Here is a 16694-nt window from a genome sequence, read left to right on the forward strand (position 1 = left end):
ACGGGGGGATTTTTAATGAAAATTAAGGTAATAATGCCGATTACTTCAGATGTTTTTAATGAGGAAATCAGGGAAGAGTTTAAACATTATGTTGGACCGCATGACAGCTTTGATGTGGAAAACTTAGATTATGGCCCGGCATCCATTGAGAGTGAATTTGATGAAGCTATGGCCATACCGGATATTTTAAATAAGGTTAAAAAGGCCCAGGAAGATGGCTTTGATGGTGTTATTATCGATTGTTTTGGCGATCCCGGCGTTAATGCGGCCAGGGAATTGGTAGATATTCCGGTTTGCGGTGGCTTTGAGCCGGCAATGCAAATTGCCTTAGGCCTTGGGAAAAACATAGGCATTGTTACAGTATTACCCAATGTTGTTTCCATGCTTCAAGATTTAATAGCCAAAATGGGAATAGAGAAACGGGTAAAATCAATCCGTTATGTTAATATTCCGGTTCTGGATTTGGGAGATAAAAAGAAGTTAGAAGACGCTCTATTTAATCAGAGCTTAGAAGCAATAAAAAACGACCATGTCCAGGTGGTGGTATTGGGCTGTACAGGAATGATGGGTATGGCTCATAATTTAATGAAGCGGCTAAAAGAGGCTGGCTATGATGTTCCAGTAGTAGATCCAGCCTTTTCAGCGGCGATGATGGTAAAAAATTATGTGTACATGGGATTAAAGCACAGCAGGTTAACGTATATGACACCTCCGGTTAAGCCCTATAAGTGGTGGGAGAAGTAAAAAATTTAACCCCTTTTAAGTAGATTAATAGTCTACTTAAAAGGGGTTTTTATTTATGTTTATAAGTCTATAAAATTTGCAAACTAAAGTTCATACTTATCCGCTGTTAATTTTGGTAAAGTTATAGTAAAATAAAGAAGCCGGTAAGATCAACGCTGGAGGCAATAAAAATATTATGACAACGGTTACAGCAGCAATAATAATACACAAGGGGAAAGTCTTAATAACCCGCCGAAAACTTAATGATAAATACCTGCCGGGAAAATGGGAATTTCCCGGGGGAAAAGTTGAACAGGGTGAGACGCCCGAAGATTGTCTTGTTCGGGAAATAAAAGAAGAGTTGGACCTTAACATCAAGATTACCCAATTTTTTGGTGAATCGATTTATGAGTACCCTTTTTTTAAAATAAAATTATTGGCTTTTTTAGCCCAGCCAGTTTCAGGGAAAATAAAGCTAAACGATCATGCTGAAGCGCGCTGGGTTGAAATTAAGGATTTAAATTTTTATGATTTTGCGCCGGCAGACTTGCCTTTTGTGGAAAAGTTATTGAAATTAACAACTTAAGTCCTGCCTGGTTTTCAGCGTTTTATGTATAAAGTTTTGCTTATTGACAGTAAAACCTAAAAGATAGTAAAATTAAGTTCAGAGTTAATGGCAATTTATAGAAAATTCTTAAAATGGAGGCGGGAGCGTGAAACTTTTAATCATGGGCCCTCCGGGGGCTGGAAAAGGAACCCAGGCGGAAAAAATTGTTAAAGAGTTTGGTATTACCCATATTTCCACCGGCGATATGTTCCGGGCTGCTTTAAAAAATCAAACGCCCCTGGGATTAAAAGCAAAAGAATATATGGATAAAGGTGAGCTGGTACCCGATGAAATCGTAATTGCTATGGTGGAAGAAAGAATATCGGCACCGGACTGCGCAAAAGGCTTTCTTTTGGACGGTTTTCCCCGGACCATACCACAGGCGGAAGCTCTGGATAAAAAGCTTGCCGAAATGGGAATAACCTTAGATGGTGTGATCAATATTGAAGTTCCGCGGGAAGAATTAATTGAAAGGTTAACTGGGAGAAGGGTCTGTCGCCAGTGCGGAGCAACCTACCATGTGAAATTCAATCCGCCAAAAGTTGAAGGAGTTTGCGATGCTTGTGGCGGAGAATTATACCAAAGAAGCGATGATTCTTTAGAAACAGTAAGCAACCGTTTGGATGTCTATGAAGCGCAGACCGCACCTTTAAAAGATTATTATGCCAAAACCGGTTTGTTGAAAAATATTGATGGTACAAAATCTATTGAAGAAGTATTCGCTTCAATTAAAAATGCTCTCCAAAAGTAAACTCTCCCTTTTGGGGAGAGTTTTTTTAAAGGAAGGTAAAGTATGCCTTACAGTAAAATTGCCAACTTCTACGATCTTTTGTTAAGCGGAGTTCCCGGCGATTACTGGGTCCAATTAATTGAAGATTTACTAAAACGCTGGAATTATGAAGTGAAAAGTATTGCGGAATTAGGCTGTGGTACCGGTGTAATTTTAGAAAAGCTTTCCCAAAAAGGTTATAAATTATATGGAGTGGATATTAGCCCTGAAATGCTTGCCGTTGCCCACAACAAGAAAATAGGAAATACAAAATTATTTTGCCAAGATATCGTAAATTTAGAACTTCCGGAAAAAGTTGATCTAATCTTTGCTTTTCATGATTGCCTTAATTATATAAATACAACGGACGATTTATATCAGTGCTTTTCTCAAGTAAAAAATAACTTAAACGAACAGGGCTTATTTTACTTTGACCTAAATCGTTTAGAATGGCTTTTGGATTTAGAAAATTTACCTGGCGAACTTCATTTAGATAACTTAGTACTAAATTGGACCGGCAAATTTAACAATAATAAATTTTTTATTAAACTTAGAATTTATAACCAAAATACCGGTGAAGTTTCCTACGAGCAGCACGAGCTTTCCCTCTTTTCGCCGGAGGAAGTTTTAAAAATGCTTGCGGACTTAAATTTTTCGGTTTTATCGGTAAACCATACACCTACCAGGAGTTTTTATTTAGCTGTAAAAGGAGGAAGTAGTAGTGAATGTTGATATAGCTTATATAGGTGGATCAAGTACCTTGGGAATAGGATTTCCGGAAAAGTTTCTACCCCCTGATGTTAAATTTATAAAAGAAGAAACTTTTACAACACCTTATGGTCCATCTCCCAAAATATATTTCTTAGAAATCGGTACAAAGAAAGTAGTTCATGTAAAAATGCACGGCTGGCGTCCCGGGGTTTCTCGAAGAGATGCCTCTCTCCAGGTATTCTGGGTTTTTCAACAGTTGGGAGTAAACAAAATATTTTCTGAAGGCGGGGTAGGGGCTGTAAATCATTTGTTAGAATTAAGGGATTACGTTATTCCTACCGATTACCTTGATTTTACCATGCGTAAAGATGTCCATCTAACTTCTAATTACCTTTTAATTATGAGAAAACCTACCTGCCCGGAAATAAATCGCGCATTATTTGAAAGTGCTAAAACTCATGCCAAAGGCAGAGTTTTTCAGCGCGGAATTTATGCTTGTACCGATGGTCGCCACTTTGAAAGCGTTGCGGAAGTTGCCTTTTTGAAAAATGCCGGAGCAGATGTAATAGGTCAGAGTATGGTCCCGGAAGTTTATCTTGCCCGGGAAATTGGTGCCTGCTACGGCCGAATCGATTTGGTAGTTAATTATGCCGAAGGAATTATTAAAGAGTGGGAACACGAGGAATTAAAAGATATTTATTATAATGATGCTCTTACAAATTTGCAAATAGTTACCGAGGCAATTTTAAATTTTAACCCGCAAAATACCTGCGAATGCCAGGATTTTCGCAAGGAAACATTATTAAAACTTGAATGAAATTTCCATTTCCTTGCAGGCAGGTAATTTTTTATCGTCGTCGAATTTTATAAACAAGCTTCGAAAGCTTGTTATTTTTTTAAGGAGAGGTTTACGATGGGAATAACCATCAAGGAAGTTTCCAGGATATCGGGAGTATTTGGCCAACAAGGAGAAGAAAAAGTAGCCGAAGTACTAAAAGAGCACCTGCCTGATGGTTATAAAATTATAAATTCTTACCGTTTAAATTATCAAGGTGACAGCTGGGATATTGACCATATTGTCATTGGCCCCAATGGTATTTTTGTTATTGAAACCAAAAACATGCGGGGCCGGGTTTTTGGTGGCGCCATGGGCAACTGGTGGCAGGAAAAGTGGGCAGGAGGGCAAAAAGAAAAAATTAAGATTGGCAATCCTGCCGCTCAGGTAAACCATTATGCCAAACTTGTCAAAGAGTTTTTACGGCTTTATTTCCCTGAGGAAGAAACCAGAATCTTGGTTTACCCTGTAGTTGTCTTTGCTCACGAAGAAGCTGACTTTTCTAAGCTTCGTTTTACCCGTCCTGGCAGAATTGGTAAAACCAAAATCCTTAGTTTATATGAACTTCCGGCATTTATTTTAAGCAGGGAAGAGGTTTCTTACGATTCAGATTTTATTGATAAAGCGATAAATTTCTTAATTCCCGAAGATGAACGGGAAAAAACCGGTATGTTTAAAACCGGTCTTTATTACCAAAACCTTCAAGAACAGTTTTCCCGGCGCTATCGGTTAGAAGATCTGATCGGCGAGGGAAATTTCAGCAAGGTTTACTGGGCATACGATAATAAGCTGGATCGGGAAGTAGCGGTTAAAGAAATTAATTTAACAGATCTACCGGGGGATATCAAAGATAAAATCTATAATGAAGCCCAGTTAATGGCAAAAATTAATCATGAAAATATCGTGAAACTTTATGATACCTTTTATTTTGATGACAAAATATATCTGATAATTGAATTGGTGCAGGGGAAAACCTTAGTTGAATATCTTGAAGAAAAGGGCGGAATGCTTTCCGTTAAGAAAGCTGTAAATATAATGATTCAAATTGCCAAAGCCCTTTCTTATATTCACCAGCACAACATTATTCACCGGGATTTAAAACCGGAAAATATCTTAATTTCTACCGACGATATTGTAAAAATAACAGATTTTGGTATAGCTCAACTAAACGAAGAAGAAAAAGAAGAAGGCTTTATCTTGGGTACTCCGGTAGTTATGGCTCCGGAACAAATATTAAAAACGGGTATTGACCAGCGAACAGATATTTTTGCTTTGGGATGTATTTTTTACTATTTATTAACCGGTCATTATCCGTTTTCTGGAACAAATTTTTCCGAATTAAGTTATAACATACTCCATTTTGATCCTGAACCTATTCGGACTTACAATAGTCATTGTAGTTTAGAAATTGAAAAAATTATTTTAAAATGCTTAGAAAAAAATCCCGAAAACCGTTATCAAAAGGTTAGTGAACTACTTCAGGACTTGATTAAATATCAAGAGCAAAAAAACCTTGGTTTATTTTTTAATAAGAAAACTTTTCTAAAAATAGCTTTGGTAGTTTTAGGCATTGCTTTTTTGTATCTTTTTACCTTAGGTACAAGCATGCAAAATCAAGGTAGTGCTCCTATATCCTTAAACGAAATTTTAAATAAAGAGCAAATTACCCTTACCAATGATAATTTCAATCAAGTTTTTGCCAATAATTACCTGGCAGGAGCTAAAGTTAAAATAACAGGAAGGATTCTTGATATAATTGGCGCCCAAAACGGTCGCACCTTGTGTTATTTTTTATTAGAACCGGCTTCGTTAAAGGATAATAAACTAACAATAGCCTTAAATCTTGATCCCTTTTCCATTTTTAATGGTACTAAATATTACCAATTAGAAGGCTTTTTAGCTTATTCTCCTTTAGTCGAAAACGGTGCTGCCAAACCGGTGGTTATTGTCGAAAGATATAAACCTCTTGAGCCCTGGCATCTTTTTGACCCTCCAATTAAAACGGTAGAAGTTAAGCAAACCTTAAAACGAAAAGATAAAGAAATTATCTTTGAAAAAATTGAATTTGGTAAAAACGAAACCAGACTCTTTATTACATTAAGAAATCTTTCCAACCATCCGGTGAATTTTAATTTATTAGAACCCAGAGCCAGTCAAAAAGATCGCTTTTACGTAGAAGCGTTGTATCAAAACCGGGATTATCCAAAACTAAAAGACCAATTAGGACCTAAAGAAATTGTCAGGGGAATTATCGTGCTGGAAAAAATGGATTACCAGATTAAAGAGGCAGTATTTTTTCTCGGCCTGACTATGGCTGGAGAAGAACCATATATTTTTCATGTGAGGTGGGGAGATGAAAATACTGGGAATTAGTTTTTCCGCCAGGGATAAGGGTAATACCGACATCCTGGTCATTACGGCGCTTCGGGGGGCAGCGTCGGCAGGTGCATCTACCGAATTTCTTAAAGCCAAAGATTTAAACATCGAGTACTGCCGGGGATGTTTAAGTTGCATTTACAAAGGAAAATGTCCGATAGACGATGACCTTTATAAGTTTATTGAAACCGTCAAAAGCGCTAATGGCATAGTAGCTGGAGCTCCAACCTATCTTTTTGGTCCTACCGGAAAAGTAAAAACAATGATTGACCGCTCCCTGACCATTTCTCCTTTTTTAGAAGAAATGGACCCTGAAAAAAGGCTGGGAATAACCATCAGCGTTGCCGGCAATCCTTTATGGAATCCTATGGGCAGTGAAATCTTAAATCAATTTCTTTTAAGTTACGGTTTTGGTCTTTATGATTTTCTTGCCGGTTATGCTCCCGGACCGGGTGAAGTCTTATTAAATGATGAATTATTGGAAAACGCCTACCGGCTCGGTAAAGAGCTGGTTTTAGCCTTAAGAAAAGAAATAGAGCCCCCGAAAGCCAAGGAAAATCAGTGTCCTTACTGTAAAAGTCGGTTGATTAAATTTGAAGATTCGAAAATTTACTGTGCCCTTTGTCTGGCTCCGGCAGAACTTCATGACGGTAAGTTAGTTTTTGCTGAAAATTATGAACCCTTTTGGACCAGAAATCATCGCATAAATCATATTAACGATTGGATCATACCTTCAAGGGATCGTTTTTTAACCAAAATTAAAGATATAAAAGAAAAAGCAAAACACTTCAATCTTTAAAAAACAGAAAAACCTCGCTCCTGCGAGGTTTTTTTTTAATGGCAGGGGAGACAGGACTCGAACCCGCAGCCCTCGGTTTTGGAGACCGATGCTCTACCAATTGAGCTACTCCCCTTTATCAATTGCAAGATTATTATAAGAAAAAAAAATAACATCGTCAAGAAGAAGTTTTCAGGTAGAAATTTATTCCTATTTGTTATACGATTATAGTGTAATAAATAAAATATATTATAAAACATTTTTTTGGAGGTAAAAAAATGAAAATTGGCGTTATTTGCGGCGGGCTTTCTTCCGAAAGAGAAGTTTCTCTACGTACCGGCGACGCGATTTTTAGAGCTTTATTAAAAAAGGGATACAACGTTGTAAAAATCGATATGGACAGAAATATTGCCGAAACATTAAAAAAGGAAAATATCGATTTTGCCTTTATTGCCCTTCACGGGAAGTACGGGGAAGACGGAGCCATCCAGGGGCTACTTGAAATTATGGATATCCCCTATACTGGCTCCGGAATACTTGCCAGTAGTTTAGCAATTGATAAAATAATGACAAAGAAAATTTTAAAAGCCGAGGGAATTCCGACACCAAACTATATTGCTTTTAGCTTTGATGAAAACCCCAATTTTGAAGCTATCAGTTCTGAAATACTGCAAACATTGAAACTTCCCGTGGTAATAAAAGCTCCCCGCGAAGGTTCAACTATTGGCATTGAGTTTGTTTTTAGCAAACAAGAGCTACCGAAAGCTATTAAAAAAGTTTTAGAAATAGATAAACAGCTTTTGGTTGAAGAATTTATTGAAGGGGTAGAAGTTACCGCTTCAGTATTGGGCAATTCTAATCCCGTTGTTTTACCCTTAATTGAGATCGTCAGCAAGACTCGTTTTTACGATTACGAAGCTAAATATACCCCAGGATTAAGTGAACATATCATACCTCCAAGAATAGCTCCGGAATTAAGTCAAAAAGCTATTGAATACGCCCGGAAAACGTATAAAGCTTTAGGTTGCCGCGGATTTGCGCGAGTGGATTTTATGATTGATGTAAGAAAAAATGAAGCCTATGTCTTGGAAGTAAATACTATTCCGGGAATGACCGCCACCAGTTTATTTCCCGACGCAGCAAAAGCTCAGGGAATAAGCTTTGAGGACCTGGTGGAAAAAATACTTATGCTCGGTTTAGAGGGGAGGCAAAAATAAAAATAGCATGAATAAATTATTTAAAATAATCTCGGAAATTGACAGGCTCGGATATAAAGCTTACTCTCGCCTTAAAGGTAGTTACACTTTTCCGCAATTTTCGTTAAGTTTTCTTAAAATTCAAGGAGACCCCTTTGCACCTCCAAGTATTGTAAGAATAACTTTAAAAGAAGAACAGCACAAATACCCGAAACAGTATTTAAAAAAGGAACTCGAAGTTCCGTTGGGCGATTTTATTTTAGAACGCTTCTCTAAAGGATTATCCCAACTACCCAAAATCCACGGTTCTGGAAATAGCGGAGTAATTTTCGTTAATACCAACGGCCAGCAGCTTTTAAAACGAGCAAGTTTCAACCTTGATGGAACTGCTATCGAATTAAATTTTTATTTCGGTTTACCTGCTAACGGCAGAAAAATCAACGGACAGGCATTAATCCAAATGCTTGAAGGGCTTAAAGATGTTGTCCAGAACTTTCTAGTATTTAAACCAGCTTATGCAGAAAGTCTTAAAAAACAAATAAATTTGTATCAGGATCAGGAATTCCTCCGTTCTTTTCTCCAGAAAAACAATTACATTGCCTTTATTGCTGACGGGTCTATATTGCCCCGGGCTTCGGGACAATCGGAAAAACCATTAAAAAACGCTGTTCCCTTTAAATCTCCGGAAAGCTTACGCATTACCGTAGATTTACCTAATTCCGGACCAATTTCTGGCCTGGCTATTCCCAAAGGTGTTACGGTGATAATCGGTGGTGGTTTTCATGGCAAATCAACCCTTTTAAAGGCACTGGAAAAAGGTATATATAACCACCGCCTTGGCGATGGCAGGGAATTTGTCATTACCGATAATACTGCGGTAAAAGTTAGGGCAGAAGACGGCAGGATAATTAATAACGTAGATATTTCCCCCTTTATCAACAACCTTCCCCAGGGGATAGATACTAAATGTTTTTCAACCTTAAATGCCAGCGGAAGTACATCCCAAGCTGCCAATGTAATGGAAGCCATTGAAGCGGGAGCTAAAGTATTATTATTTGACGAGGATGTTAGCGCAACCAATTTTCTTTTAAGAGACAAGCTCATGGAAAAGTTAGTTGTTAAAGAACCCATCACGCCGTTTTTAAAAATGTGTAGAAATCTTTATAAGGATTTAGATGTTTCTTCAATTCTGGTAGTTGGCAGTCTTTCGGATTATCTTAAAATTGCCGATCGCGTAATTTTAATGGAAGAATATATACCACACGACGTAACTGCCAGGGTTCACTCCATTACCGGTTTTGACTCAAATACGACAGATATAACTCTCTCCGTTAGGTCGCGGAAAATCAAAAAATGGAATAAATCTTTTTCTAAAATTAAGGCTAAAGACCAGTTTACTCTTTATTTAAATAAAGATTTATACATAAACCTTCGCTATCTTGAACAGCTTTGTGATTACGGACAAGCTAACTTTTTAGCAAAATTTATTATGTATTTAAGCGAAAAGAAAATAACCGGAGAATTGAGAGATATAGTTTATAACTTTTGGCAGGAAATTAACTCCCAGGGTTTTAAAATACTTGGGGTAGAGCCAAATCTGGCCCTGCCGAGATGGCAAGAAATGGCTTTTATTATAAATAGAATCCCCGATATTTTTATTACATATTAAGGAGAGTGAAAGAGATGGAGTTCACGTGTATAATTTGCGGGAAAAAAATTACCATAGATTTAATTGTCGATGAAGACGATGACCTGGTGGTTAAGCCTTCAAATTTGCAGATCTGCGAACTTTGCAAAAAAAAGTTAAAAAAAGAAGCGGAAGATAGCAGTAAACCGGTAAAACCCATAGGATAATTACAAAGAAGGAGGGATACGAAATGGCTGTGGGTATTTTAACCGGTGGTGGTGATTGCCCGGGCTTAAATGCAGTAATTCGGGCTTTAGTGAAAACTCTTCAACAAAAGCTTCCCGAAGAGAAAATAATCGGCTTTTTAGATGGTTTTCGCGGGGCAATTGAAAACCGAAGTGTGCCTCTAACAACGAAAGACGTGGTAGGTTTACTCCCTAAAGGCGGAACGATTTTGGGCACTTCCAACCGGGATAATCCTTTTAAATTTCCCGTATCTGTTAACGGCACCTTAGAATTTCACGATGTTAGCGATACTGTAATCGAAAATTTACATAAAAACAATATTGAGGTGTTATTCGTCATTGGGGGTGATGGTTCTCTTTCTATTGCCCACGAACTCTCCCAAAAGGGTGTAAAGGTTATAGGAATCCCAAAAACTATAGATAATGACCTGGATGCTACCGATTTTACCTTTGGCTTTGACAGTGCGGTAAGGACCGCAACCAAAGCTCTTGATATGCTTCACACCACTGCTGAATCCCACCACCGGATCATGGTATTGGAGGTTATGGGACGGTATGCCGGCTGGATTGCCCTATATTCGGGACTGGCCGGAGGTGCAGATGTTATTTTAATTCCCGAAATTCCCTTTAACTGGGATGCCGTTTGCCGAAAAATTCAGCAAAGAAAAGCCGAAGGAAAGCATTTTTCCATAGTTGTAGTTGCTGAAGGAGCCTATCCCGAAGGTGGGGAAAGGGTAATTGCAAGATATGTTAAGGAAAGTACCGATCCGGCCCGTTTGGGGGGAATTGGCCAGGTAGTAGCTGACCATTTAAGCCGCTGTACGGGCTTGGAAAGCAGGGTAACGGTTTTAGGTCACCTGCAAAGGGGTGGAGGTCCTACACCCTTTGACCGCATCCTGGCGACTCGCTTTGGGGTTGCTGCAGTAAATACATGGCTTCAGGGTAATTATAATGTCATGGTTGCCTTTTTAGGGGGAAGGGTAACTACGGTGCCTTTAAGCGAAGGAATAAAAAAATTAAAATTAGTCCCCGTTGATTCAGAATTAATTGTAACCGCTAAAGCAATAGGTATAAGTTTTGGAGATGAATGATTGATATGTAAATAAATGTTTACTATGCGCACACATTTATTTACAGTTTTAAGTTCTATTTTTGCTCTTTTAGCCCTAATTTTAAAATGGCATTAATTTTGCTAAAAGTTTTAATTGTAAGAAATTTTTTTAAAAATTATAGGGAGGGGATTTATATGGATTTTCGTTTATCCGAAGAACACGAATTATTACGACAAACGGTAAGAGATTTTGCCGAAAAAGAAGTAGCACCTTCAGCAGCCGAAAGGGACGAACAAGAAAGATTTGATCGGGAAATCTTTAAGAAAATGGCCGAATTGGGATTAACAGGCATTCCCTGGCCGGAAGAATACGGTGGGGCCGGCATGGATTACATTGCTTATGCCATAGCAGTGGAAGAACTTTCCCGGGTTTGCGCCTCCACGGGAGTAACGTTATCCGCCCATGTCTCTTTAGGTAGTTTCCCCATTTATAAATACGGTACGGAAGAACAAAAGCAAAAATATTTAAAACCACTGGCTTTGGGAGAAAAACTTGGTGCTTTTGGTCTCACCGAGCCTTCTGCCGGTAGCGATGCCGGTTCCCTAAAAACTACTGCTGTCCGGGATGGCGATTATTACATTTTAAACGGGTCAAAAATTTTCATAACGAATGGTGGGGAAGCGGAAATCTATGTAGTTTTTGCTACCGTCGATAAATCTAAAGGACACAGAGGAATTTCCGCTTTTATTGTTGAAAAAGGGACCCCGGGCTTTTCTTTCGGTAAGAAAGAAAAGAAGTTAGGCATTCGTTCCTCTCCAACGGTGGAGTTAGTATTTGAAAACTGCAGAATTCCCAAAGAAAATCTTTTAGGAGAGGAAGGTCAGGGGTTTAAAATTGCCTTATCTACTTTAGATGGCGGACGCATCGGTATTGCTGCTCAGGCTGTAGGTATTGCCCAGGGAGCTTATGAAGCTGCTGTAAAATATGCCAAGGAAAGAACCCAGTTCGGAAAGCCCATAGCTGAATTTCAAGGAGTAAGTTTTGTTTTAGCGGATATGGCAACTAAAATCCAGGCGGCAAGGTTGTTAGTTTATCATGCTGCCTGGCTTGAATCAAACAATCTGCCCTATGGTAAGGCAGCGGCAATGGCTAAACTTTTTGCTTCGGAAACGGCAATGGAAGTAACTACAAAAGCCGTGCAAATTTTCGGAGGCTATGGTTATACCCGTGAATATCCTGTAGAACGAATGATGAGAGATGCTAAAATCACCGAAATTTATGAAGGTACCAGTGAAGTACAAAGAATAGTTATTTCTTCGTATATCTTAAAGGAGTTTTAATTGGTATAATAATCCTGTATAAGACTAAAGCAGAGGAGGAGCCTAATGCCAGCAACACCTTCAGCAGAATACCAAAAAAAACTGGTAGATGTAGACCACGCCCTTTCTTTGATAAAAGATAACGATAATATTGTGGTTTCCCTTGGTGCAGCAGAACCATTACTTCTTTTGGAAGGTTTAGGTAAAAAAGCTTTGGAATTAAAAGGAGTTAAAGTTTACCAAATACTGCCCGTCCATTCTCCATCTTACTTAAAACCAGAATTGAGCGATAACATAAGGCACATATCATTTTTCGCTGGCAAACCGGTCCGGGAGTTAATCCATCAGGGGTATGCCGAGGCAATTCCCTGTAACTTTCATGATGTTCCCCGAATTATTCAGGATTATTTAGATGTCGATGTTTTTATGACAACGGTTTCGCCCATGGATGAACATGGTTTTTTTAGCCTGGGAACATCGGTGGATTATTCGCTGGCCGCTCTTAAAAAAGCCAAAAAAGTAATAGTTGAAGTAAATCCGAATATGCCAAGGACTCTGGGACAAGGAATAGTGCATATTTCCGAAATAGATTTTTTAATTGAAAGCAAGCGCGAGCTTCCTGAACTTCCTTCGGAAGATCTCAAACCGGAAGATTACCGGATAGGTGAGTTTATTGCTGAACTGGTGGAAGATGAGTCAACTCTGCAGTTGGGAATTGGTGCTATACCCAACGCAGTTGCGAAACTCTTATTAAACAAACGCGACTTGGGCATTCATACCGAGATGATTACTGACAGCATGGTCGATTTAGTAGAAGCGGGTGTGGTTACAGGACGGGCTAAAACACTTCATCCCTATAAAATAATTGGTACCTTTGCCTTTGGTTCCAAAAAACTTTATAAGTTTTTAAACAATAACCCAATGGTTGAAATGCACCCTGTTTCGTATACCAATAATCCGTGGGTGATTGGTCAAAACAAAAAAATGGTTTCCATCAATACAACAATAGAAATTGATTTATGGGGGCAATGTGCATCCGAAAGTATAGGCACAAAAATTTACAGCGGTAGCGGCGGTCAGGCAGACTTTGCCCGTGGGGTTTTGTATTCTCCCGGGGGTAAAGGTATAATTGCCCTTTATTCTACAGCAAAAGACGGACAGATTTCCAAAATTGTTCCCACATTAAAACCGGGAGCTATAGTCACCAACTCAAAAAACGATGTTGATTATGTTGTTACGGAATTTGGTGTAGCCAAACTTCGGGGAAAGACCTACAGAGAAAGAGCTAAAGCCCTAATAAACATAGCCCATCCCGATTTCAGAGACGAACTTAAGTTTCAAGCAAAAAAGTTAAATATATTGTAATTAATTCTTTCAGGGGGGGATTTAACTTTATGAAATTAGTAGTCCTTTTAAAGCAAACCTTTGACACCGAAGCCAAGATAGTATTAAAGGACGGGAAAATTGACGACAGCGGGGTAACCTTAATCATTAACCCCTACGACGAATTTGCGGTAGAAGAAGCACTAAGGATCAAGGAAAAACTTGGGCAGGGGGAGGTAGTGGTAGTATCGGCGGGGAGTGATAGGGCTCAGGAAGCATTACGGCAGGCCTTAGCCATGGGAGCCGACCGGGCGGTACTGGTCAAAACCGACGGCCTGCAGTTAGATGAAATGGTGGTAGCCGAAGTACTGGCGAAAGTGCTGCAGCAAATGGAATACGACCTTATTTTAGCCGGCTGGCGGGCCATTGACGACAGTTCCGCCCAGGTAGGGGTACGGGTAGCCGAGATTTTAGGCTTACCCCAAATTAACCTTGTCACCAAATTAGAAGTAGGGGAAGGCAAGATTACCGGCCACCGGGAAATCGAAGGTGGTACCGAAGTGGTAGAAGTGCCTCTACCGGCCCTTGTTACCGCCCAGCGGGGGTTAAATGAGCCGCGGTATCCTTCCATGAAAGGCATCATGCAGGCCAAGAAAAAAGAGTTAAAGGTCATAAACGCCGCAGACCTGGGGGTAAATGCCACGCCCAAGGTAGAGATAAAAGAAATCTTTCTTCCCAAAGGCAAGCAGGCGGGGAAAATCTTCACCGATGAGCCGGCGGTAGCGGTAGCCAAGTTAGTCAAAGCCTTACGGGAAGAAGCCAAGGTAATATAGGGGGTGGAGCTAATGGGTAAAGTATGGGTAGTAGCAGAGCAAAGGGAAGGTAAGTTAAAGAAAGTAACCTTTGAGATGGTAACTTTGGCCCGGCAAATAGGGGGAGAGGTTGAAGGGGTAGTAATCGGAAAAGACGTAAAAGGCCTGGCTTCTGAACTTGGGGAATACGGAGTAGGGAAAGTATATGTAGCCGACCATCCGGATTTAGAGCAGTACACCACCGCCAAATACACCCGGGTACTGGCGGAATTAATCAATAAAGAAAAGCCGGAAGTAGTGTTAATTGCCAACTCCGCTCAGGGGAGGGACTTTGCACCGCGGACAGCCCAGCGGGTAGGAGCGGGACAGGTAAGCGACATCACCGGTTACGAAGAAGGAGTCTTTGTCCGGCCCATTTACGCCGGGAAAGCTTATACCAAAGTGGGGGCCACCAGCCATCCGTTAATAGTAACGGTACGGCCCAACGTATTTTCGGCAGCGGAAAAGACAGGCGGGCAAGCTGCAATTGAAGAAGTGGCGGTCAGCTTTATGCCGGAAGATTTAAAAGCCATAGTAAAGGAAGTAGTCAAGCAGGTATCGGGACGTCCCGAATTAACCGAAGCGGATATCATAGTATCGGGTGGTCGGGGGATGAAAGGTCCGGAGAACTTCAAGCTGTTGGAAGATTTGGCGGACGTTTTAGGGGCAGCGGTAGGGGCCTCCCGGGCAGCGGTAGATGCCGGCTGGCGGGAGCACCGGTACCAGGTAGGCCAGACTGGTAAGACCGTATCCCCCAGTTTGTATATCGCCGTAGGTATTTCCGGGGCAATTCAGCACTTAGCCGGGATGGGCAGCTCCAAGGTAATAGTAGCCATCAACAAAGACCCGGAAGCTAACATCTTTAAAGTTGCCGATTACGGTATTGTTGGCGATTTGTTTGAAATAGTTCCGCTTTTAACCGAAGAGTTTAAAAAGCTTTTAAAATCGTAACTTAAATGTAAGTGAAATGTAGAGAAATGGAAGAGGAGATTGGCTTTAATTATACTTCTTGGGGTGTAGACCAACAACTACACCCCCATTTTTCAACTATGAAAAATGTTTTAGAGGGGGAGAATGGTAAATGGAAGAAGTTGTAATAGTTAGTGCCGTTAGAACTCCCATTGGCAGTTTTTTGGGTAGCCTTGCCCAAACTCCGGCAGTGGATTTGGGAGCGCTTGTTATTAAAGAAAGTCTAAACCGCATTAACCTTGCGCCCCGGTTTGTCGATGAGGTTATCATGGGAAACGTTTTGCAGGCAGGATTAGGCCAGAACCCAGCCCGGCAGGCAGCTATAAAAGCAGGAATACCCCAGGAAGTACCTGCTTTTACAGTAAACAAAGTTTGCGGTTCAGGATTAAAATCCGTCGGACTGGCTTATCAGGCAATAGCAACAGGTGATGCCGATATCGTTGTCGCCGGGGGAATGGAAAACATGTCTTTAGCACCTTACGTCTTGCCCAAAGCCAGGACAGGTTACCGCATGGGGCATGATACCCTGATAGATTCCATGATTAAAGATGGCTTATGGTGTGCTTTTACCGATGTGCATATGGGTATTACCGCGGAAAATATAGCCGAAAAATACAATATAACCCGCGAAGAACAGGATAAATTTGCCCTGCAAAGTCAGGAAAGAGCTATAAAAGCAATTGATGAAGGAAAGTTTAAAGAAGAAATCGTTCCCGTAATCATCCCCCAGAAAAAAGGAGAACCCCTGGTATTTTCCACCGATGAATTTCCCAAACGCGGTACATCCCTGGAAAAACTTGCCGCTCTAAAACCGGCCTTCAAAAAAGATGGTACCGTAACTGCCGGAAATGCCTCGGGAATTAACGATGGAGCTGCTGCGGTTGTAGTTATGTCAGCAAAAAAAGCTCAAGAGTTAAATATTAAACCCTTGGCTGTTATCCGCGGTTATGCAGCTGCGGGAGTAGATCCTGCCTATATGGGTTTAGGCCCAATACCTGCCACCCGCAAAGCCCTTAAAAAAGCCAATTTAACCGTTTCGGACTTGGGGCTTATTGAAGCAAACGAAGCTTTTGCCGCCCAGGCTTTAGCGGTAATTAAAGAGCTCGAATTAAATCCGGAAATAACTAATGTCAACGGTGGTGCCATAGCGTTAGGTCACCCCATAGGAGCCTCGGGAGCTCGAATATTGGTAACCTTATTACATGAGATGCAAAAACGTAATACAAAATACGGTTTAGCAACCTTGTGTATCGGTGGCGGCCAAGGATTTGCTTTAGTAGTTGAAAAAGTTTAAAAGCCGGAAATTCCGGCTT

At 40.3% G+C, this 16694-nt stretch carries 16 protein-coding genes and 1 tRNA gene; 16 read left to right on the forward strand and 1 reads right to left on the reverse strand.

Annotated elements, in window-relative coordinates; translation table 11 throughout:
* Positions 1-15: 15 nt before the first annotated feature.
* The 7 genes from CHY_RS06220 to CHY_RS12735 all read left to right on the forward strand — a co-directional run bounded on the left by CHY_RS06220 (position 16) and on the right by CHY_RS12735 (position 6820).
* Entirely contained in the window at positions 16-744 is a 729-nt protein-coding gene (locus CHY_RS06220) for an aspartate/glutamate racemase family protein (RefSeq protein WP_011344248.1), read from the forward strand.
* 175 nt (positions 745-919) lie between these two features.
* Positions 920-1309 carry an 8-oxo-dGTP diphosphatase MutT gene (gene mutT, locus CHY_RS06225; protein ID WP_011344249.1) on the forward strand — a complete coding sequence of 130 codons (390 nt, stop codon included), beginning with the start codon at positions 920-922 and terminating at the stop codon, positions 1307-1309.
* 127 nt (positions 1310-1436) lie between these two features.
* Complete coding sequence (locus CHY_RS06230; protein ID WP_011344250.1) at positions 1437-2081, forward strand: adenylate kinase; 645 nt, start codon at positions 1437-1439, stop codon at positions 2079-2081.
* A gap of 42 nt (positions 2082-2123) precedes the next feature.
* Complete coding sequence (locus CHY_RS06235; protein WP_011344251.1) at positions 2124-2831, forward strand: class I SAM-dependent DNA methyltransferase; 708 nt, start codon at positions 2124-2126, stop codon at positions 2829-2831.
* On the forward strand, positions 2821-3627 hold the full coding sequence (locus CHY_RS06240) for an MTAP family purine nucleoside phosphorylase (protein ID WP_011344252.1): 807 nt from the start codon (positions 2821-2823) through the stop codon (positions 3625-3627). Before CHY_RS06235 ends, CHY_RS06240 begins: the two co-directional genes overlap by 11 nt.
* 96 nt (positions 3628-3723) lie before the next feature.
* Complete coding sequence (locus CHY_RS12730; protein WP_011344253.1) at positions 3724-6018, forward strand: protein kinase domain-containing protein; 2295 nt, start codon at positions 3724-3726, stop codon at positions 6016-6018.
* Entirely contained in the window at positions 5999-6820 is an 822-nt protein-coding gene (locus CHY_RS12735) for a flavodoxin family protein (RefSeq protein WP_011344254.1), read from the forward strand. Before CHY_RS12730 ends, CHY_RS12735 begins: the two co-directional genes overlap by 20 nt.
* Positions 6821-6859: 39 nt before the next feature.
* Here the strand turns inward: CHY_RS12735 and CHY_RS06255 are convergent.
* Positions 6860-6935, reverse strand: a tRNA-Trp gene (locus tag CHY_RS06255).
* 142 nt (positions 6936-7077) lie between these two features.
* On the opposite strand from CHY_RS06255, the gene CHY_RS06260 reads away from it, so the two are divergent.
* The 9 genes from CHY_RS06260 (at position 7078) to CHY_RS06295 (ending at position 16675) form a co-directional block, all read left to right on the forward strand.
* A complete protein-coding gene (locus tag CHY_RS06260; RefSeq protein ID WP_011344255.1) occupies positions 7078-8016 on the forward strand; it encodes a D-alanine--D-alanine ligase in 939 nt (312 codons plus the stop codon).
* Positions 8017-8023: 7 nt separating this feature from the next.
* Positions 8024-9664 (forward strand): ABC-ATPase domain-containing protein, encoded by a 1641-nt coding sequence (locus tag CHY_RS06265; protein WP_011344256.1) that lies wholly within the window; start codon positions 8024-8026, stop codon positions 9662-9664.
* A 14-nt stretch (positions 9665-9678) separates the two neighbouring features.
* A complete protein-coding gene (locus CHY_RS13155) occupies positions 9679-9849 on the forward strand; it encodes a hypothetical protein (protein ID WP_011344257.1) in 171 nt (56 codons plus the stop codon).
* 23 nt (positions 9850-9872) lie between these two features.
* A complete protein-coding gene (locus tag CHY_RS06270; protein ID WP_011344258.1) occupies positions 9873-10958 on the forward strand; it encodes a 6-phosphofructokinase in 1086 nt (361 codons plus the stop codon).
* Between the two features lie 155 nt (positions 10959-11113).
* On the forward strand, positions 11114-12259 hold the full coding sequence (locus tag CHY_RS06275; protein ID WP_011344259.1) for an acyl-CoA dehydrogenase: 1146 nt from the start codon (positions 11114-11116) through the stop codon (positions 12257-12259).
* Between the two features lie 45 nt (positions 12260-12304).
* A complete protein-coding gene (locus CHY_RS06280) occupies positions 12305-13603 on the forward strand; it encodes an acetyl-CoA hydrolase/transferase family protein (protein ID WP_011344260.1) in 1299 nt (432 codons plus the stop codon).
* Between the two features lie 29 nt (positions 13604-13632).
* Positions 13633-14394 (forward strand): electron transfer flavoprotein subunit beta/FixA family protein, encoded by a 762-nt coding sequence (locus CHY_RS06285; protein ID WP_011344235.1) that lies wholly within the window; start codon positions 13633-13635, stop codon positions 14392-14394.
* A gap of 12 nt (positions 14395-14406) precedes the next feature.
* Complete coding sequence (locus CHY_RS06290; RefSeq protein WP_011344261.1) at positions 14407-15363, forward strand: electron transfer flavoprotein subunit alpha/FixB family protein; 957 nt, start codon at positions 14407-14409, stop codon at positions 15361-15363.
* 130 nt (positions 15364-15493) lie between these two features.
* Entirely contained in the window at positions 15494-16675 is a 1182-nt protein-coding gene (locus CHY_RS06295; RefSeq protein ID WP_011344263.1) for an acetyl-CoA C-acetyltransferase, read from the forward strand.
* The last annotated feature ends 19 nt before the right edge of the window (positions 16676-16694 follow it).

The organism is Carboxydothermus hydrogenoformans Z-2901, from assembly GCF_000012865.1.
GTDB classification, from domain to species: Bacteria; Bacillota; Z-2901; order Carboxydothermales; family Carboxydothermaceae; genus Carboxydothermus; species Carboxydothermus hydrogenoformans.